Here is an 18,798-nt window from a genome sequence, read left to right on the forward strand (position 1 = left end):
GCCGGCCTATGCTGGGTCGCAACAGAACGACGACAGACACCATGAGCCGACTCTCCCTGCTCGACCTCGCCTTCTTCATCGCCGAGAGCGAGGCCAGTCCCAAGCATGTGGCGGGCCTGCACATCCACCAGATTCCTAAAGGGGTGAAAGGCGGCGGCGCCAACTTCGCCAAGCAGCTCTATGAAGAGTTCCTGACCCACACCGACGTGCAGCCGCCGTTCGACGCCGTCATCAACTTCGTCTCGCCGACGCTGATGCCGAGCTGGAGCCAGGCCGAGTCCGTCGACCTGGCCCAGCATGTCTTCTTCCACAAGATGAAGGCCGGGCACAACGACCGCGAGGCCCTGTACGCGCTGACGTCGGAACTGCACGAGCCGGTGCTGGACCGCAGCCGGCCGCTGTGGGAGGTGCATGTCATCGCCGGCCTGTGGGACAAGCAGTTCGCCATCTACTACAAGATGCACCACGCCGTGGCCGACGGCATCACGATGACGCGCTGGGGCGTCGAGTCGCTGCGCACCACGCCCGAAGACGAGACCGTCACGCCGGTCTGGACCTTCGACCACACGCGCCGCGGCGGCGGCCTGAAGAGCAAGAAGCGCCTCGACCAGGCGGTTGCCGGCACCGTCTGGAAGCAGCTGACCGCCAACAGCAAGCGCGCCGTCGGCATCGGGCGGCTGACGGCCATGCTGGCCCTGGAAGCCGTCAAGCTGACCAAGAACGCCATCGCCCTGCCCTTCATGGCCAGCGGCGGCACGCCCTTCACCGGCAACGCGACGCCGGGCCGCCAGTTCGCCACCAGCGCCGTGCCCATGGCCCGCATCGACGCCATTCGCAAGGTGTCGCGCGCCACGCTCAACCATGTGGCCCTGACCTGCCTGGACGGCGCCATGCACCGCTACCTGGCCGACGAGGGCATCGAGCTCGACCGGCCCATCACCATCCAGATGCCGGTCAACCTGCGCCGCGAGGGCGAGAAGAGCGGCGGCAACAAGATCGGCATCATCCTGGTCGACCTGTCGCCGCCCACCGACGACGCCTATGTGCGCCTGCGCAATGTCGGCTACTCGCTGCGCAATGTGCGGGCCATGATCGACGCCGTCGCGCCCGAGGCCGTCGAGACCTACACCATCCTGACCGGCCTGCTCGGCCAGATCGCCGGCATGCTCAAGCTGGCCGACATGGTCACGCCCATGGGCAACACCCTGGTGTCCAACGTGCCCGGGCCGGCCGAGCGTCTGTATCTCAAGGGCGCGCCGCTGCTGGAGATGCACCCGGTGTCGACGCTGCCGGCCACGCACCTGCTGAACATCACGCTGTTCAGCTATGCCGGCACGCTGTACTTCGGCCTCATCGCGACCGACGCCCTGCCCAATCTGGGCCGGCTGGCGGCCTATGTGGAAGAAGAGATCGCGACGCTGGAGGAAGCGGTCGGCCTCTGAGGGCCCTCACTGCCTCGGCGGCGGCGGGGGCGTGGCCGTGATCGCGGTACCCGTCCGCTGAGCGGACTCGATGCTGTCCTTGTAGTCCTGCTTGCTCATGCAGCGCCGCACCTTGCGGTTCGTGCCGGTGGGCTGCTCGAAGAAGCAGACCACGTCGGCCTGCGGGCCCTCGGCCATGGCCACCTGCTGGGACGACTGCTGCTGTTGCTGCGGCGGCGGCACCGCACAGCCGGACAACAAGGCCAGCACGGCCATCAGGCTGGCAAACTGAAGAGACGACCTCACGACAAACTCCCCGATTGAGCGACAGCGCGAATGTAGCGCGCGGACGCAAAAAACCCGGCGCCGGCTCCTCCAATCAGACCACCATGCCCCTGCCCCTCTTCGAATCCCCCTGGATGAGTGCCGAACACCGCCTGCTGCGGGACAGCGCGGCGCGCTTCTTCACCGAACGCTGGCTGCCGCGCGCCGCCGGCTGGCGCGAAGCCGGCCTGATGGAGCGCGACACCTGGCGCGAGGCCGGCGTCCAGGGCCTGCTGTGCGCGGCCATGCCGCAGGCCTACGGTGGCAGCGGCGGCGACTTCGGCCATGAAGCCGTCATCGTCATGGAGGCCGCGCGGGCCAATCTTGGCGGCTTCGGCGGCAGCGTGCATTCGGCCATCGTCGCGCCCTATCTGCTGCGCCATGGCAGCGAGGCCCAGAAGGCGCGCTGGCTGCCGCTGCTGGCCACCGGCGAACGCGTCGGCGCCATCGCGATGACGGAGCCGGGCACGGGTTCGGACCTGCAGGCCATCCGCACGCGGGCGCGGCGGGAGGGCGACCACTACGTCATCAGCGGCCAGAAGACCTTCATCACCAACGGCCAGAACGCCGACCTCATCGTCATCGTCTGCCGCACCGGTGATGCGCCGGGTGCAAAAGGCCTGTCACTCATCGTCGCGGAGATCGATGCCGGCACCATCGGGCTGAGCCGCCGGCGCCTGGACAAGATCGGCCTGAAGGCCCAGGACACCAGCGAACTCTTCTTCGACGAGCTGCGCGTGCCGGCCGCCCACCTGCTGGGCGAACGCGAGGGCCTGGCCTTTGGCCAGCTGATGGGCGAATTGCCGCAGGAGCGCCTGGTCATCGCGGTCCAGGCCGTCGCCATGATGGAGCGCGCCCTGGAAGACACCGTCGCCTATGCCAAGCAGCGCGAAGCCTTCGGCCAGGCCATCTGGGGCTTCCAGAACACCCGCTTCGTGCTGGCCCAGGCCCAGAGCGATGTGCTGGCAGCGCGCGCCCTGCTGGATGCGGCCATCTCCGCCCACCTGAAAGGCGAACTCGACGCCGCCCGCGCCGCGCTGGTCAAGGCTTGGTGCAGCGACCTGGCCTCCCGGCTGACCGACGCTTGCCTGCAGCTCTTCGGCGGCTATGGCTACATGCTGGAGACGCCGATCGCCGAACTCTGGGCCGATGCCCGCGTGACGCGCATCTATGGCGGCACCAACGAGATCATGAAGGAACTGGCCTCGCGCTCGATGTGAGCGCCGGCTCGCCAACTCTTTTTGCGGCGGATGTCGAAATGACGGGGTCGCCGGGCGTCATTGTCGGACGGCGCCTGTCGCGCCGCTCGACCCCCACCAGGAGATTCCCATGGAATACATGCTGTTGATCCACGCCGACCCCACCGCCTTCGCGGCCCTGAGCCCGGCGGAGAACGATGCCGCGATGACGGCCTACGCGGCCTACTCCGAGGCGCTGGTCAAGGCCGGCCTGATGCGCGGCGGCGCCCGGCTGCGGCCTGGCGACATGTCCACCACGGTGCGTGTGCGCGGTGGCAAGACCGAGGTGCTGGACGGCCCCTTCATCGAGACGCGCGAGCAACTCGGTGGCTACTTTCTGATCGACGTGCCCGACCTCGACGCCGCCCTGAGCTGGGCCGCCCGCTGTCCCGGCGCCATGCACGGCACCGTCGAAGTGAGGCCCGTCTGGCCGACTTGAGCCCGGCGGCCGCCGCCGAGCAGGCGGCGCGGCGCAGCTATGGCCGGCTGGTCGCCTGTCTGGCGGCCCGCTCGCGCGACGTCGCCGGCGCGGAAGACGCGCTGGCCGACGCCTTCGAGGCCGCGCTGACGCATTGGGCCCAAGATGGCATCCCCGCCAATCCGGAAGCCTGGCTGCTGACGGTCGCGCGCCGCAAGGCGGTCGACGCGCTGCGCGGGCGGCGCCGTGACGAGGAAGCCGCGGCCTGGCTGGAATGGCTGGCCGAGCTCGAGACACGCTCCGACGCGCGTGCGCTGCCGGACCGGCGCCTGGAGCTGATGTTCGCCTGCGCCCATCCGGCCATCGAGGCGTCAGCGCGTGCCCCGTTGATGCTGCAGGCCGTGCTGGGCTTCGACGCGGCGACCATTGCCGCGGCCTTCCTGGTCGCGCCGGCTGCCATGGGCCAGCGCCTGGTGCGCGCCAAGGCCAAGATCCGCCAGGCCTGCATCGGCCTGCAGCTCCCTGAGCAGGCGGCACTGGCCGAACGCCTGGGCGCCGTGCTGACGGCCATCTACGCCGCCTACACCGACGCCTGGACCGACGCGGCCGGCGCCGACCCGCGCCGGCGCGAACTCGCCACCGAGGCGATCTGGCTGGCCCGCCTGGTCGCGTCGCTGCTGCCGCAGCAGCCCGAGGCCCTGGGCCTGCTGGCGCTGATGCTGTACTCCCACGCCCGCCGCGCCGCGCGCCGCGACGCGCAGGGTGTCTATGTGCCGCTGGGCGAGCAGGACCCGGCGCTGTGGGAAGGCGCCCTGATCCGGGAGGCGGAAGGCCTGCTGCATCTGGCGGCCAGCCACGGCCGGCCGGGGCGCTACCAGCTCGAGGCCGCCGTGCAATCGGCCCATATCCAGGGCCGGCGCAGCGGCCGCGTCGACTGGGCGGTCATCGAGCATCTCTACGCCGGCCTGTGCGAGCTGAGCGCTTCGCCGGTCGCCACGCTGAACCATGCGGTGGCCCTGTCCAACACGGCCGGCCCCGCCACCGGCCTCGCGGCGCTGGACGCCCTGCATGCCGAGCTGGGCGACTACCAGCCCTACTGGGCCGCCCGCGCCGCACTGCTGGGCCGCTGCGGGCGCCACGACGAGGCCCGTCAGGCCAGCGAACGCGCCATCGCACTGGAAAGCGACGAAGCCGTGCGCGAGTTCCTGCGCCGCCGCGCCGCGGCTTGGGGCTCACAATGAAAGCCGCCAACGCATTGCCAGGATCCGCCATGTTCGACGCCTATCTCTACGACCACTGCCGCACGCCGCGCGGCAAGGGGAAGCCCGAAGGCTCGCTGCACGCCGCCACGCCGATCTGGCTGGTGCGCAGCGTGCTGCAGGCCCTGCAGCAGCGCACCCGGCTGGACACCGCCCTGGTCGACGATGTCATCCTCGGCTGCGTGACGCCCATCGCCGAGCAGGGCGGCGACATCGCCCGCATCGCCGTGCTGGACGCCGGCTGGTCGCAGACGGTGGGCGGCGTCACGCAGTCGCGCTTCTGCGCCTCGGGGCTGGAAAGCGTCAACCTGGCCGCGGCCAAGGTGGCCAGCGGCTTCGAGAGGCTGGTCGTGGCCGGCGGCGTGGAGAGCATGAGCCGCGTGCCCATGGGCAGCGATGGCGGCGCCTGGATGCTGGACGAGCGCGTCGTCAATGCCATCGGCTTCGTGCCCCAGGGCATCAGCGCCGACCTGATCGCGACGCTGGAAGGCTTCACGCGCGAGGAGCTGGATGCCTATGCGGCCCGCTCCCACCAGCGTGCGGCGGCGGCGCGCGCCGAAGGGCGCTTCAAGCGCGCCCTCGTGCCGGTGCATGACGAGTCCGGCGCGCTGCTGCTGGCCGAAGACGAAACCATCCGGCCGCAGACGACGGCTCAGACGCTGGCCGCGCTGAACGCGAGCTTTGTCAAGCTGGGCGCGAAGTTCGATGCCCTGGCCTTGAAGAAGTATCCGCAGGCCACGGCCATCGAGCATCGCCACCATGCCGGCAATTCATCCGGCATCGTCGACGGCGCGGCGCTGGTGCTGGTTGGTTCCAAGGCCGGCGGCGAGGCGGCCGGCCTGAAGCCGCGCGCCCGCATCCGCGCCGCGGCGGTGACGGGCAGCGAGCCCACCATCATGCTGACCGGCACGACGCCGGCCTGCCAGAAGGCGCTGCGCCAGGCCGGCATGCAGGCGAGCGACATCGACCTGTGGGAGATCAACGAGGCCTTCGCCGCGGTGCCGATGAAGACGGCGCGCGACCTCGGCCTGGACCTCGATCGCGTCAACGTGAACGGTGGCTCGATTGCGCTGGGCCATCCGCTGGGCGCGACCGGCGCGATGCTGCTGGGCACGCTGCTCGATGAACTCGAGCGGCGCGACCTGCAGACCGGCGCGGTCACGCTGTGTGTGGGCGGCGGCATGGGCATCGCCACCCTCATCGAGAGGGTCTAAAGGGCCGTCGGGTTGTGGCCAGAAAGGCCGCAGGCTGTGTTGCAGGTCCTCGCTGGGTCGACGTTCAGCTCGCGGCCTGCTGCAGCGCCTGCGGCCCTCCTGGTCACAAAGCGGCCCCTTGCCATGGGGAAACAGGTCCTACAGGCGAATCCAGCCGCCCGCACGCAGATGCCAGCGGCCGCCGCGGTGATCCCAGCGATGGGGCTCGTAGCGGTAGCCGGAGCGCGGGCGGTCGTAGTAGCCGGGCACCCAGTGGTGGCGCCCGCTGCTCCAGCCCCAGTAGCCATTGATCCAGACGGCGCCCGGATAGGGCATGACGGGCACGGCCTCGACATAGGGCGCCGGCGGTGCAGCGTCGATGATGACGCCGGGCTCGGCGACGGCATAGCCGCCGCGATGCACAGGCACCATGACGCAGGCCGACAGCAGGGCCGACGACGCCAGCGCCAAGGCCAGCGTGGGCCGTTTCATCGCCGCGGTCCGGGGTAGACGGGGCTGCTCTGGTAGTGGCCGCCACCCTGGTAATAGCCGCCACCGCGATGATGGCCGCCGCCGTGGCGGTGCGGCACGATGATGCAGCCCGACAGCAGGGCCGCGGACGTGATGAGGCTGATGGCCAGTGCCAGTCGTTTCATGGGGGTACTCCAGGCCGCACAAGCGCGGCCGCCCGCCACTAACCGTCCTGGTGCCTCCGCGGATGACCGCGGTTCACACAGCGTTACTTGGTTGCCGCTTTGTTGAGATGGCGATCCATCCAGGCGATGAAGCGCGTCTCCCAGTCGCGCTGGTAGCTGGGCAGCGACAAACCGTGGAACTGGCCCGGGTAGATGACGAGCTGGGTCGGCACGCCCAGGGTCTTCAGCGCCAGATACATCTGCTCGCTGCCGGCGATGGGCACGTTGAAGTCCTTTTCGCCGCCGAGGAAGAGGGTCGGGGTCTTGATGCGGTCGGCCTTGAAGAAGGGATAGGAGACCTTGAGCCAGCGCTCGCGCTGCGCCCAGGGCAGGCCCATCTCGCGCTCGTATTGCACGGCGTACTGGTCGGCACCGAACATGCTCAACTGGTTGCCGCTGCCGGCGCCGCTGACGGCCGCCTTGAAGCGCGTGTCGCTGGCGATCAGGTAGTCGGTCAGCAGGCCGCCATAGCTCCAGCCGCCCACGCCCAGGCGCGCCGGGTCGGCAATGCCCTGCTTGACGGCCCAGTCGACGGCGGCATGCAGGTCCTGCACCTCCAGCCGGCCCCAGTCCGCAAAGATGGCGCGCTGGAAGGCCTGGCCGCGCCCGCTGCTGCCGCGGTAGTTGACGAGCAGCACCGCATAGCCGGCCGCGACGAGGCGCTCGCGCAGCACGTTGCGGGTCTGCAGGTCGTGGTTGTCCTGGCCATTGGGCCCGCCATGGATGAGCAGCACCGTCGGCAGGGGCAGTCTGGCTTCGGGCGGCAAGGCGAGCAGGCCATGGACCTGGGTGCCATCGGCACTCCTGGCGTCGAATTCGCGCACCGTCGACAGCGCCAGGCCTTCGCGCCAGGCCTGATGCTGGGTCGTCAGCGCGCGCGGCTGAGGCGCGCCCGGCTCAAGCAGTTGCAGCTCGGCGGGCTGGCTCCAGCCGGCAGCGAGAAAGGCGACGCGACCATCGGCCGCGATGCTGGCCGCGCTGGCCACGCCGGAGCCGGTGAGCCGCTGCACTGCGCCGTCGACCACGGCGATGCGCGCCAGCAGGCTGTGGCGGTCATCGTCGATGACACCCGGCAGGGCCGAGCCGTCCGGCGCCCAGGCCATCTGCTGCTGCCAGCCGCGGTCCAGCTTGGCGCTCAACAGCCGCAGGGCGCCGCTGGCGGCGTCGTAGAGGCCGACACGCCATTGCTGGTAGGCGCTCCACTTGACCTCGTCACCGACCGGCAGCGCGATGAGGCGGCCATCGGGGCTCCAGGCCGGGTGGGCATCGTTGTCGGTGGTCAACGTGGCCAGGGCCCGCGCCGCGGCGCCGGGTTCGGCCGCCATCACGTACAGGCCGGTCGCCTCCGTGCGTTCGCGGTCGGGCGAGCGCTTGCTGAGGAAGGCGAGCTGGCGGCCGTCCGGGCTCCAGGCGGGTGCCGTCTCGTCGAACTCGCCGCTCGTCAAGGCCTGCAGCTGCCGGCTGCCCAGGTGGAGCAGCTGCAGATGCTTGCGATGGCCTTCGAGATAGCCCTCGCGGTCCTGCTTGAAATGGAAGCTGTCGATGACGATGGGCGGCGGCGTCTTGCGCTGCCAGCCCGCGAGCTTCTCGGGGTCGGGTGCCTCTTCCTGCACGACGAGGGCGGCGCGGCCGCCATCGGGCGAGACCGCGTAGTCGTCGATGCCGCCCTGGATGTCGGTCAGCCTCTGCGCTTCGCCCCCGGCCAGGGGCAGGTGCCAGAGCTGGGCGCCCTTCTTCTTCTCCTCCTCGCTGCCCCGCTTGGCGAGGAAGGCGATGGCCGCAGCCCCTGCCCAATGCGGCTTGCCGGCGACGTCGCCGCCGAAGGTCAGCCGCCGCGGCGTGCCGCCGGCGGTGGTCGGCGCCAGCCAGAGGTCGGTCTGGTATTTGTCCTTGGCCAGGTCGGCGCTGCGCAGGCCGTAGACCACCCAGCGCCCATCCGGCGAGATCTCGGGGTCGACGAGGCGCTGCAGGCCGTTCGCGGCAGCGACGTCGAAGGGCCGCAGCGCCGGCTGGGCCGCCACGGGGGAGCACAGCAGTCCGGCCAGGATCAGGGTTGTCAGCAGGTGTCGCATGTCACGGGGTTGGAAGGTCAGGCGCGCGGTATTCTGCGGCGCTTCGCGCGAACCCGGCTTTGACCGGCGGCGAAGCCTGGCCCAACAACACAACAGTCCCCAATCTGTCATGAAGCGATTCCTGTTGCCCCTCGTTTCCCTGGCCCTTGCCGCCTGCGCCGCAGCGCCCGCGAAGGACCCCGTCCTGGCCGCCGCCGCAGCCAAGGACGGCACCATCTGCGAGCGCGAGACCCTGCCCGGCAGCAACTTCTCCAAGCTGGTCTGCCGCACCGCCGAGCAGCGCCAGGCCGACCGGGAAGCCGTCAACCGCCAGGGCGAATCGAACCGCAACTTCCCCGGCGTCAACGCCGGCAAGTAAGCCGCTTCAGGCGGGTTGGCGCCACACCGCCGCCAGGCAGGCCATGCCGGCCGCCAGCACGCCCGCCGTCAGCCACAGCGCCGCGTCGAAGCTGCCGCTGGCCTCGACCATGCGGCCGGTCAGTGCCGGCGCGCTGATCTGGGCCACGCCATAGCTCAGCGTCAACCGGGCCATCGCCTTGCCCGGATTGGCGGGTGAACGCCGGCCCACCAGGGCCAGGGTCAGGCTGACGATGCCGATGAAGGTCGCGCCATACAGCAATGCGCCGGCCAGGGCCGCCACCAGTCCATCGGCCAGCACGGGCAGCAGCACGCCGACGATCTGCACGCCCAAGGCGATCAGCAGCGCGCCGACATCGCCCGTGCGCCGCGCGACGCGATCCCACAGGAAGACGGCCGGCGTCGACGCCAAGCCCACCAGCAGCCAGGCCCAGGGCCCCTGGCCCGCCAGCAGCGGCTGCTTCTCGACGATGGCGACCGTGAAGGTCGCATTGATGACGAAACCCCAGCCTGCACAGAAATAGGCCGCCACCATCAAGGCCATCCAGCGCCGGCTCGGCGCCTCGCCCGCCGCAGCCTGGGTCGCCGGCGGCGGCACCGGCGGCCGCCAGATCCAGGCCGGTACCAGGAAGGCCAGGCCCAGCAGCGCAAAGCCCTGCCACTGCGCGGCCCAGCCGAGGTCCAGGCCCGTCATGCCCATGGCGCCGAGGGCCGACACGACGATGCCCAGGCCCAGGCCGATGAAATAGATGCCGAGCTCGGGCCGGCGCCCCGAGCGGATCAGCCAGCCCTGCACCAGCCCCGAGCCCAGCAGCATGCCGGCCGCGCCGCACAGGCCGCCGACATAGCGCGACAGCGCCCAGGCGCCGAAACTTGTGCTCCAACCCATCAGCGCCGTGATCAGCAGCGCCAGCGGCAGGGCCCAGACATACAGGCGCCGGCGCCAGAGCGGGCTTTCTATCCACGCCGCGAGCAGGGCCCCGCTCATATAGCCGGCGTAGTTGATGGCGGCCAGCAGCCCGCCGTCGGCCACGCCCAGGCCGGCCTGGGCATGCATCTGCGGCAGCAGCGGCGTGTAGGCGAAGCGCGCGAGGCCAATGGTGAGCACCAGGGCGCAGATACCGCCCAGCAGGACCTGCCAGGCGCGCAGCGGCGCCTGCGTCATGGGCGGCGCGGCCGCGGCTGCACGCTGCCGCCGTAGAAGACATTGAAGGGATGGACCTCGATGGCGAAGGTGCCGGCCGCGACCGACGGGTCGCCGTCCATCAACGCACGCGCCGCGGCCTCGTTCTCGGCCGTGACGACCAGCAGGCCGACGTCCGAGTAGCGCGCGCCCATGACCAGGCTGCCGGCGTCGCGCAGCTTCTTCAGATGGGCACTGTGCTCGCGGAACTGGGCCTGGGCCTGGGGCGGCCTGGACTCGTCCCAGCTGGCGCCCTTGCGGACCTGGATGGCGAAAAGCGGCGGCGCGTCGGCGGCGGGTGGCGCTGCCTGCGTCTGCGCCTGGGCGCCCGATCCGAGGGCCAGCAGCAGGGCCAGCGTCCAGCGGCGGGGGATTCTCGCGAGGCAAGGCGGCATGGCGGCTCCGGGGCTTTGAACGCGGGCCATGTTATGCGCCGCCCCTCCCTCAGCCGCGTGGCCGGGTATTCGAGGGGGCTTGCAATGCGCGCTGCCGGGCCCAGTTGCCGGGCATGCCGCTGTTCATCTGCTTCTGCCTCGTCCTGCTCGCCGCCGCCGGCATCGCGCTGTGGCCGCTGTGGGTGCGCCGCCGCCGCGAACGCATCGCGAGCCGGCCCTTCCCCACCGCCTGGCGCCGCCTGCTGCGCCGCCATGTGCCGCTGGTGTCGCGCCTGCCGGCCCGCCAGCAGCTGCGGCTGAAGGGGCTGATGCAGGTCTTCCTGGCCGAGAAGCCCATCCTGGGCTGCCGCGGCCTGCGCGTGACCGACGAGGTGCGCGTGACCATCGCGGCCCTGGCCTGCCTGCCCCTGCTGGGCTCGGCGCGCGGCATCTACCCGGAACTGCGCCAGGTGCTGGTCTATCCGGGCGCCTTTGTCGTCGACCGGCCGGTCACCGAATCGGGCGGCGTGCTGTCGGACCAGCGCCGCGCGCTGGCCGGCGAAAGCTGGAGCCAGGGCCAGGTGCTGCTGGCCTGGGATGAAGTGAAGCGCGGTGCCGCGACGCCGGGCGATGGCCACAACGTCGTCATCCATGAATTCGCCCACCAGCTCGACCAGGCCGGCGGCCCGGCCAATGGCGCCCCGGCCCTGCCGACGGCCGAGGCCTACCGGCGCTGGTCGGTGGTCATGCAGAACGAGTTCGATGCGCTGCGCTGGCGGCTGGCGCGCGGCGAGCCAGGACTGATCGACGCCTATGGCGCGACCGACCCGGCGGAATTCTTCGCGGTGATCAGCGAGCTGTTCTTCGAGCGGCCGATCGAACTGGCGGCCGGTCACCCGGCGCTGTATGGCGAGCTGAGCGGCTACTACAAGCTCGACCCAGCCTCCTGGAACTAGAAGCCCAGGCTGGCCAGCAGATCGTCCACGTCGTCCTGCTTGAGCGCCTTGTCGGGCGTCTGCACGCCGCCCAGGCCTTCGGGCGTGGCGGCCGCCACCGGCGCGGGCAGGGACTGGACCAGATCCTTGAGCGGCGGCTCGGCGCGCTCCAGCATGCGGCTGACCTTGTTGATGACCTGGCCGGAGAGATCCTGGAAGTCCTGCGACATCATGATCTCGGTGTGCAGGGACTTCTCGCGGGCGGCAAAGCTCGCGGCATCGGATGCGTAGGCGGCGCAGAGCTTCATCAGCGCGCGGGCACGGTCCGGGCTGATGTTGCTGGACAGGGCCAGGCGGTTCAGCGCGTCGGACAGCTCGCGGCCCTTCTTGCGCACGGCCTCGGCGTCGTCGGCGGCGGCCTCGACCAGGTTCAGCACCTTGGTGGCGGCCTGCTCCGTCATGCTGCGCACATAGAGGAGGCGCTCGCGCGCATCCGGCAGTTCCTCGACCACATCGTGCAGGACCTGGGCGGCGTCGGCCCGGATCACGGCCTGGATGGATGCGTCGGACATCTGGAACTCCCTGGGGTGAGCCCCGGCAACAGCGACGGGACTCAGGGCAGTTTAGGACCGGGGGCGCGCCAGGCAAATGCCTGACCCACGGCCGAACGCGGCCTTTGTCACGCTGTCATGCAAACGTATTCAGCGCGCCGACAGCAGGACCTTCAGGGCCGTGACCTGTGCCACATCCAGGCGCCCGGCCGCCTCGGCCAGGGCGAGCTGCCTCAGGCCCAGGGCGCGCAAGAGGTCGGCCTCCAGTCCGGCCGTGGCCAGGGCGTCCAGATGGCGGGCCAGCACGCCGGTGTCGCCGCGGGCGATGGGGCCGGAAACCGCCCCCGGCAGGCCGCGGGCGAGGGCCGTGTCCAGGGCGCCGCGCGTCAGCGGCGCCAGCGCGGCCAGGGCGTCCGCCGGCGCCAGGCCGGCCGCGCCCCACAGCGCCTGCGCCTCGGCCAGCACGGCCAGCACGCCGCTGGCGGCCAGGTTGGCGGCCGCGTGGTAGGCCGCCCGGGCCTGCGGGGTCATGGGCGACGGCAACATCAGCGGGAGCATGCCCAGCGCCTGGGCGAGGACCTCCAGCGCCGGGCCATGGACGGCATCGGCCTCGATGCCGACATGCACGCCCGCCAATCCGGCATCGCCAGCCAGCAGCTTCAAGGGATGGAAGCCCGCCACGGCCAGGGCGGGGCTCAGGGCGGACAAGGGTGTGGCGCCACTGCAATGCAGGGCCAGCTGGCCCGGTCGCCACGGCAGGCTGGCCGCCGTGGCGGCGATCTGGTCATCGGGAACGGTCAGCCAGACCCAGTCCGCCGCCCGGGCGGCCTGGACCTGGCCCAGCTCGGCCCCGACGGGGTAGCGCCGGCCGACGACAACCTGCTGGCCGGCCGCCTGCAGCGCGGGCACCAAGGCCCGCGCCAGCCGGCCGTAACCAACGACCGCGTGGATCAAGGCTTGACGAACTTCAGCGTCATGCGATCGCTCTCGCCGATGGCCTGGTACTTGGCGCGGTCCTTGTCCTTGAGTGCATAGGTGGGCGGCAGGGTCCAGACGCCGTCCGGATGGTCGGCCGTGTCCTTGGGGTTGGCATTCACCTCGCTCTTGCCGGCGAGCTTGAAGCCGGCCTTCTCGGCGAACTGGATGACGGTGGCTTCATGCACATAGCCGCTCTTGCCCTTGGGATCCAGCGGGCGCGAAGCCGGCAGGCGGTGCTCTTCCACCCCCAGCACGCCGCCCGGCTTCAGCGCCTTGAAGGCGGCGTCGAACACGGCCTGCGCGCTGCCGTTGTCCATCCAGTTGTGCACATTGCGGAAGGTCAGCACCGCGTCGGCGCTGCCGGGCGGAGCAATCTCCGTCTCGCCCTTGGCCAGGTCGAAGGTGGTGATCTTGACCTTGCCGTAGACCGGCAGCGAGTCCATCTTGGCCTTGAAGCGCGTGCTGGCGCCGGCCACTGCATAGAGCTGGCCGCCTTCGCGCAGATAGGGCGCCAGGATCTCGGTGAACCAGCCGCCGCCCGGCGCCAGCTCGACGACGGTGTCGGTGGGCTTGATGCCGAAGAAGGCCAGCGTCTCGTAGGGATGGCGGAAGCCGTCGCGGGCAACATTGCCGACCGAACGGTGGTCGGCCGCGACGGCGGCCTTCAGCGGGTCCGTGGCCTGGGCCTGGGCACCGAGGGCGGCGAGGGAGAGAGTGGCGATCAGCCAAGTCTTCATGGGTCTTGTCTCCGTTGGGGAAGGGCCAGTATCGAGCGAGCGGGGCGTCGCTGTCCAAGCCCGGCGACGGAATGCCCAAGACGCCAGACCAAGCAGGGCCAGCGCGGCGCCAAACAGGGTCAGTGCGTGACCCAGCCCAGCCAGGCGGCCAGGGTGTCGAACAGCGCCGTGACGACGAGGATGGGCAGGGGCAGGCCGAGCATGGTGCCGATCACATAGTCGCGCAGGCTCACGCCCGAAAGGGCCAGGGTGTAGTTCAGCGCCGGCACCGAATGGAAGACCGTGCGCAGCAGGACGACGCTGCGCACCGGGTGGGCATCCAGCTTCGCGAACAGGCGGCGGGCCAGGGCGCTGTCCAGCTCCCGCAAGGCGTCGGCGCCGAGGGCGCGCACGACGACAAAGGTCACCGTGCAGGCGACGCAGGCGGCGACATAGGTCGTCAAGGCACCCCAGACGGGCCCCAGGGCCAGCACCGCCGCGGCCAGGAAGAAACCACCCGGGATGTGCACGAGATTGGCCAGCACGAACATCGCCGTGAAGGCTGCGAGGCCCCAAAGCCGGTGCTGCGCAAAGCCTTCGCGAACGGCCTGCAGGCTGAACTGCCGCGACAGGCCGCTGACCTCGACCAGGGCCCACAGCCCCGCCACGAAGGCCAGGATCGCCAGCCAGCGCCAACGCCGATGGGCAGGCGCGGGGGTGGCGGGCTGGGTGGGTTTCAACGCTTGGGCTTGGGTGGCTTCCGGGAGCCCGAAGTATCGGCCGGCGCGACAACGCCCTTCACGGCTGCCTGGGCCAGCTTGAAGAAGACGTCGGTGTTGTCGATGACGCCCGTGAAGGCCAGGGCGCCGGGGCCATAGGCCGACAGCGGCACGTCGGTGGCGGTGTGCACGGCCGACTCGCCGGGCACCTGGCCGGTGACGTGATAGTCGCCCAGCGCGTCGTCGCGCTCCAGTGCATTGGCCGGATACCACTTCAGCGGCGCATCGCTGGCAAAGGGCTGCTGGCTGTCGCGCTGCGGCGTTTTCTTGGTGCGCCAGTCCTCGTAGCGGTCGGCATTGGCGCCATAGCCCACCAGCAGCCGGTAGTCGATGTCAGTGGTCTCGGGGTAGCCGTCCGCCGCCATCCTGTAGCGCGGGAAGCCGGCCTTCTCGTAGACGCCCACCACCTGGTTGCGCAGGTTGGGCACGCCCTTCTTCGCAGCCAGCTCGACCAGGGCCTTGTCCGTCACCATGGAGCCGCCGATCAGCGCCGCGCCCGAGCATTCATGGTCGGCCGTCACGATGACCAGGGTGTCGCCCTGCTCGGCCGCGAAGTCCTGGGCCACGCGCACGGCGCGGTCGAACTCCAGCGTGTCCAGCATCCAGCGCTCGGTATCCATCGCGTGGGCCTGCTTGTCGATGGACGCGCCCTCGATCATCAGCACAAAGCCCTGGGGCGAACGCTTCAGCACGCCGAGGGCCTTGGCGGCCATCTCGTCCAGCATGGGCTGGTCGGGCAGGCCGAAGTCGTCGACGACGCTGGCGCCGCCCAGGCCGCTCTTGTCCGCGCCACGGCGGCCGTTGATCTTGTCCAGGGCCACATTCATGTTGGAGAAGGCGAACAGGCCGAGCAGGGGTTTGCCGGCGTCGACCTTGTCCAGGTCGGTCCTGGTCGCGGCGTACTGGAAACCGGCGGACTGGAAGTCCTGGATCAGGTCGCGGCCCTTGTCCAGGGAGCCGGCCGACGCGCCCCAGCGCCTGACGATCTCGGCCGTGTGCGGGTCGGTCGCCGAGAAGGCGTAGTCATTGCTGTCGGTGCGCGTGGAGCCCGGCGTGCCGGCCGGCAGAAACCATTTGCGGCCGCCGCCCATCAGCACGGCCAGGCCGGTGCGGGCGCGGTCGTCGAAGAATTGGTCGACGATGCCGGTGCCCGCGCCGCGGTTGCTGGTGTGCACGGCGTTGCCGGCGGGCGTGGCGTCAAAGACGTCGGCCGTCGTGACGATGCCGAGCTGCTTGCCCTGGCTGCGATGCAGATACTCGCTGAGGTATTCGACACGCGGGTTGTCGAAGGCGTCCACCGTATCGTCGGGAAAGACGCCCTCCTCGTTGTTGTTGTTCTTGTTGCCGCTGACATAGGCCGTCATGCCCGGCGACGAGTCCGTCACGATGGAGTTCAGCGACGAGGTCTTGACCAGGGCCGTCGCCGTGAACGTGTCCATGGCCAGGGGCTGCAGGGCCTTGCCCTGGGCATAGCCGTGCACGAGGCGCGCGGCGGTGCGCTGCGAGGCGCCCATGCCGTCGCCGAGCAGGATGATGATGTTCTTCACCTTGGGACCGAGGGCGGCCGTGAAGGGCACGACTTCGAAATTGCCCTTGGCGACGACTTTCCGGCCATCGGCCTGGGTGGCCTCGACGCTGAACTCGTGCCTGCCGGCGGCGGCGCTGGAGACGGCACGCACGGTGGCGATGGCAGTGGCGGCGTCGACACCCTTCACGCAGCCGCTGGCGCAGTCGCGCAGCGCGACGGTGGCCGCGACCGGCTTGCCATCGATGAAATAACGCGCGGCGGTGATCTTCTGGCCGGCATCGGGCTTGATCGTCGCCTGCAGATCGAAGCGCTGGCCGGGCAGGAAGCGGGCGATCACGGGGTCGGCCCGGCCGCTGGAGAAGAGCTCGCTGGGCGGTGTCAGGCGGGTGACGGTGGGGGCGGCCACGGCGGAGCCGGTGGCGAGTGCGGCTAGCAGCAGGGTGTGTTTCATCGGTACAGCTCAGTGCGAATGGGGAGAGGCGGCGGCAGTGGCCTGCGCGGCGAGGGCCGCGGGCGCGAGGTGCAGGCGGATCCAGCTGACGCGGCCGGTGGCGTCCTCGGCCGGGCCGTACTCGAGGCGGCCGGTCAACGCGAGCGGCCCGGTCTGGTGGGCGACGAAGCGCGCACCTTGCGACTCGGGCAGCAGCACGGTGACCGTGGAGGCGGGCAGGTCGTCGGCCTCGCCATCGGCGTGTTCGGCCATGGCGATGGGGCGCGGCGTCAGCAGGAACTGGCCGGCCTGGGGCTGCTCACGCAGCACCATGAAGCCGACCAGGCGGACCTCATGGCCCGCGGCGGCCTTCAGCTTGGCCGTGGGCTCCAGCCCGCGCGGGCCGATGGGCGAGGAGAAGAAGTCGGAGAAGCCGAGTTCAACCGGCGCGGCCGGCGCCGTCAGCGGCAGCAGGCTCAGCGATGCAGCGAGCAGCAGGACGGATGAGCGCATGCAGGCCCCAGTCAAAGGGCTGCATGCTGGCGTCGCCGTGTGTCAAATCGATGACGAAGCTCAATAGCCCAGCGCGAGACCGGAGTTGCGCCGCGGATCATTCGCGCCGTAATAGCGGTTCTTGCCCACTGGCTTGCCGCCCAGCCGGGGTGCGCCGACGAGGATGCTGGCGAGGTGGTTGGCCGGTTGCGGGTCGGCGAACTTCTGGCCCCAGCCCTCGAGGATCTTGCGCGTGTCCGGCGACAAGGCATTCACTTCCAGGTTGGTGGCCTCAGGCAGCCACTGCTGGTGGAAGCGCGGCGCGTCCGTCGCCTCCTGCACGTCCATGCCGTAGTCGATGACGTTGATCATGGTGTGCAGCACCGCCGTGATGATGCGGCTGCCGCCCGGCGTGCCGACCACCATGACCGTCTTGCCGTCCCGGGTGACGATGGTCGGGCTCATGGACGACAGCGGCCGCTTGCCGGGCTCTATCCTGTTGGCCTCGCCCTGCACCAGGCCATAGAGGTTGGGGACGCCGACCTTGGCGGTGAAGTCGTCCATCTCGTCGTTGAGCAGCACGCCGGTGCCGGCCGCGGTCACGCGGGCGCCGAACCAGTCGTTCAGCGTGTAGGTCACCGAGACGGCATTGCCCCATTTGTCGACGATGGAATAGTGCGTGGTGTTGCTGCCCTCATGCGGCGACACGCCGGGCTTGATGTCCTTGGACACGCCGGCCTTGTTGGGTTCGATGACGGCGCGGACCTTGGCCGCGTACTCCTTGCTCAGCAGGCGCTCCAGCGGATTCTTGACGAAGTCCGGGTCGCCCAGATAGCTGTTGCGGTCCACATAGGCGTGGCGCATGGCCTCGATCTGGTAGTGCACGGCCTGGGCGGAGCGGAAGCCCAGCTCCTTGAGCGGATAGCCCTCCAGGATGTTGAGGATCTCGCAGATGATGACGCCGCCCGAACTCGGCGGCGGCGCCGAGACCACGCGATAGCCGCGGTAGTCGCATTCCACCGGCGGCAGTTCGCGCGTCTTGTACTGGTCGAAGTCGGCTGGGCTCAGGATGCCCTTGCCCGCCTGGCTGGACTTGACGATGGCGGCCGCCACCGGCCCCTTGTAGAAGCCCGCCTCGCCCTTGTCGCGGATGGCCTTCAGCGTGGCCGCCAGGTCCTTCTGCACCAGCTTCTGGCCGACCTGCCAGGGCTCGCCCTGGTTCAGGAAGATGGCCGCCGTGGCCGCGTCCTTGCGGAAGTCGTCGGTGGCCGTGTGCAGCATGTCGATGTCGCCCTGGTCCAGCACGAAGCCCTTCTCGGCATGGTGGATGGCCGGTGCGATGACGGTGGCGCGCTTCATCGTGCCGTACTTGGCCAGCGCGTACTCCAGGCCCGACACGCTGCCCGGCACGGCCACGGCGAGGTGGCCCTTGGTGCTCAAGCCCTTGACGACGTTGCCGTCCTTGTCGAGATACATATGGGCCGTGGCGGCCAGCGGCGCCTTCTCGCGGAAGTCGAGGAAGGTCTTGCGCCCATCGGCCATCTGGAGGGTCATGAAGCCGCCGCCGCCGAGGTTGCCCGCGGCGGGGTAGACGACGGCCAGCGCATAGCCCACGGCCACGGCCGCATCCACGGCGTTGCCGCCGTCCTTCAGCACGTCCACGCCGACGCGCGTGGCCAGGTGCTGGGCCGTGACCACCATGCCGTTCTCGGCCGCCACCGGCGCTTGCGAGGCCGCGTGGGCAAGGGTGGCCACGCAAAAGAGGGCGACCGTGGTCAGGCGCAGCTTCATCAGGGATCTCATCACCGGGTCTCCGTCAGGAAATGACGCCGACCCTAATGCCACGGCCCGTGCA

At 70.4% G+C, this 18,798-nt stretch carries 20 protein-coding genes; 7 read left to right on the forward strand and 13 right to left on the reverse strand.

Features of this window, described 5'->3' with window-relative positions:
• Positions 1–41 precede the first annotated feature (41 nt).
• A complete protein-coding gene (locus AC07OY_RS19125; protein ID WP_495044205.1) occupies positions 42–1,442 on the forward strand; it encodes a wax ester/triacylglycerol synthase domain-containing protein in 1,401 nt (466 codons plus the stop codon).
• Positions 1,443–1,448: 6 nt separating this feature from the next.
• Here AC07OY_RS19125 and AC07OY_RS19130 read toward each other — a convergent pair whose 3' ends face one another.
• Positions 1,449–1,727, reverse strand: a complete 279-nt coding sequence (locus tag AC07OY_RS19130; protein WP_495044206.1) for a hypothetical protein — start codon at positions 1,725–1,727, stop codon at positions 1,449–1,451.
• Between the two features lie 83 nt (positions 1,728–1,810).
• Here AC07OY_RS19130 and AC07OY_RS19135 point away from each other — a divergent pair, with 83 nt between their 5' ends.
• The 4 genes from AC07OY_RS19135 to AC07OY_RS19150 all read left to right on the forward strand — a co-directional run bounded on the left by AC07OY_RS19135 (position 1,811) and on the right by AC07OY_RS19150 (position 5,874).
• Positions 1,811–2,965 (forward strand): acyl-CoA dehydrogenase family protein, encoded by a 1,155-nt coding sequence (locus AC07OY_RS19135; RefSeq protein ID WP_495044207.1) that lies wholly within the window; start codon positions 1,811–1,813, stop codon positions 2,963–2,965.
• A 109-nt stretch (positions 2,966–3,074) separates the two neighbouring features.
• Positions 3,075–3,422 (forward strand): YciI family protein, encoded by a 348-nt coding sequence (locus AC07OY_RS19140; RefSeq protein ID WP_495044208.1) that lies wholly within the window; start codon positions 3,075–3,077, stop codon positions 3,420–3,422.
• Positions 3,419–4,642, forward strand: a complete 1,224-nt coding sequence (locus AC07OY_RS19145) for an RNA polymerase sigma factor (RefSeq protein WP_495044209.1) — start codon at positions 3,419–3,421, stop codon at positions 4,640–4,642. Before AC07OY_RS19140 ends, AC07OY_RS19145 begins: the two co-directional genes overlap by 4 nt.
• Positions 4,643–4,671: 29 nt before the next feature.
• Positions 4,672–5,874: an acetyl-CoA C-acetyltransferase gene (locus AC07OY_RS19150; protein ID WP_495044210.1), complete on the forward strand. Its 1,203-nt coding sequence runs from the start codon at positions 4,672–4,674 to the stop codon at positions 5,872–5,874.
• 138 nt (positions 5,875–6,012) lie between these two features.
• Here the strand turns inward: AC07OY_RS19150 and AC07OY_RS19155 are convergent, their stop codons facing one another.
• The 3 genes from AC07OY_RS19155 to AC07OY_RS19165 all read right to left on the reverse strand — a co-directional run bounded on the left by AC07OY_RS19155 (position 6,013) and on the right by AC07OY_RS19165 (position 8,620).
• Positions 6,013–6,345, reverse strand: coding sequence for a hypothetical protein (locus tag AC07OY_RS19155; RefSeq protein WP_495044211.1), 333 nt, complete (start codon positions 6,343–6,345; stop codon positions 6,013–6,015).
• Positions 6,342–6,509: a hypothetical protein gene (locus AC07OY_RS19160; RefSeq protein WP_199702481.1), complete on the reverse strand. Its 168-nt coding sequence runs from the start codon at positions 6,507–6,509 to the stop codon at positions 6,342–6,344. Before AC07OY_RS19160 ends, AC07OY_RS19155 begins: the two co-directional genes overlap by 4 nt.
• An 83-nt stretch (positions 6,510–6,592) precedes the next feature.
• Positions 6,593–8,620: a S9 family peptidase gene (locus AC07OY_RS19165; RefSeq protein WP_495044212.1), complete on the reverse strand. Its 2,028-nt coding sequence runs from the start codon at positions 8,618–8,620 to the stop codon at positions 6,593–6,595.
• 109 nt (positions 8,621–8,729) lie between these two features.
• On the opposite strand from AC07OY_RS19165, the gene AC07OY_RS19170 reads away from it, so the two are divergent.
• Complete coding sequence (locus AC07OY_RS19170) at positions 8,730–8,978, forward strand: hypothetical protein (protein WP_495044213.1); 249 nt, start codon at positions 8,730–8,732, stop codon at positions 8,976–8,978.
• Between the two features lie 6 nt (positions 8,979–8,984).
• Here the strand turns inward: AC07OY_RS19170 and AC07OY_RS19175 are convergent, their stop codons facing one another.
• Both AC07OY_RS19175 and AC07OY_RS19180 read right to left on the reverse strand, forming a co-directional pair.
• A complete protein-coding gene (locus AC07OY_RS19175; protein ID WP_495044214.1) occupies positions 8,985–10,142 on the reverse strand; it encodes a YbfB/YjiJ family MFS transporter in 1,158 nt (385 codons plus the stop codon).
• Complete coding sequence (locus AC07OY_RS19180) at positions 10,139–10,555, reverse strand: YciI family protein (protein ID WP_495044215.1); 417 nt, start codon at positions 10,553–10,555, stop codon at positions 10,139–10,141. The genes AC07OY_RS19175 and AC07OY_RS19180 overlap by 4 nt, the downstream gene beginning before the upstream one ends.
• A gap of 113 nt (positions 10,556–10,668) precedes the next feature.
• Between AC07OY_RS19180 and AC07OY_RS19185 the strand changes: the two genes are divergently transcribed.
• Positions 10,669–11,490: a M90 family metallopeptidase gene (locus AC07OY_RS19185; RefSeq protein WP_495044216.1), complete on the forward strand. Its 822-nt coding sequence runs from the start codon at positions 10,669–10,671 to the stop codon at positions 11,488–11,490.
• Here AC07OY_RS19185 and AC07OY_RS19190 read toward each other — a convergent pair.
• The 7 genes from AC07OY_RS19190 to ggt form a co-directional block, all read right to left on the reverse strand.
• Positions 11,487–12,041, reverse strand: coding sequence for a protein phosphatase CheZ (locus tag AC07OY_RS19190; RefSeq protein WP_495044217.1), 555 nt, complete (start codon positions 12,039–12,041; stop codon positions 11,487–11,489). The genes AC07OY_RS19185 and AC07OY_RS19190 overlap by 4 nt on opposite strands.
• Before the next feature lie 129 nt (positions 12,042–12,170).
• Entirely contained in the window at positions 12,171–12,974 is an 804-nt protein-coding gene (locus tag AC07OY_RS19195) for a DUF2520 domain-containing protein (RefSeq protein WP_495044218.1), read from the reverse strand.
• The gene (locus AC07OY_RS19200) at positions 12,971–13,735 is read right to left on the reverse strand and encodes a class I SAM-dependent methyltransferase (protein ID WP_495044219.1); all 765 of its coding nucleotides are present in this window, start codon (positions 13,733–13,735) and stop codon (positions 12,971–12,973) included. Before AC07OY_RS19200 ends, AC07OY_RS19195 begins: the two co-directional genes overlap by 4 nt.
• Before the next feature lie 119 nt (positions 13,736–13,854).
• Positions 13,855–14,454 carry a TVP38/TMEM64 family protein gene (locus AC07OY_RS19205; protein WP_495044220.1) on the reverse strand — a complete coding sequence of 200 codons (600 nt, stop codon included), beginning with the start codon at positions 14,452–14,454 and terminating at the stop codon, positions 13,855–13,857.
• The gene (locus AC07OY_RS19210; protein WP_495044221.1) at positions 14,451–16,472 is read right to left on the reverse strand and encodes an alkaline phosphatase; all 2,022 of its coding nucleotides are present in this window, start codon (positions 16,470–16,472) and stop codon (positions 14,451–14,453) included. The genes AC07OY_RS19205 and AC07OY_RS19210 overlap by 4 nt, the downstream gene beginning before the upstream one ends.
• A gap of 9 nt (positions 16,473–16,481) precedes the next feature.
• Positions 16,482–16,964: a hypothetical protein gene (locus AC07OY_RS19215; protein ID WP_495044222.1), complete on the reverse strand. Its 483-nt coding sequence runs from the start codon at positions 16,962–16,964 to the stop codon at positions 16,482–16,484.
• A gap of 60 nt (positions 16,965–17,024) precedes the next feature.
• Positions 17,025–18,746 carry a gamma-glutamyltransferase gene (gene ggt, locus AC07OY_RS19220; protein WP_495044223.1) on the reverse strand — a complete coding sequence of 574 codons (1,722 nt, stop codon included), beginning with the start codon at positions 18,744–18,746 and terminating at the stop codon, positions 17,025–17,027.
• Positions 18,747–18,798: the final 52 nt, after the last annotated feature.

The sequence above is a fragment of the Roseateles sp. GW821-FHT09H10 genome (genome assembly GCF_059415865.1).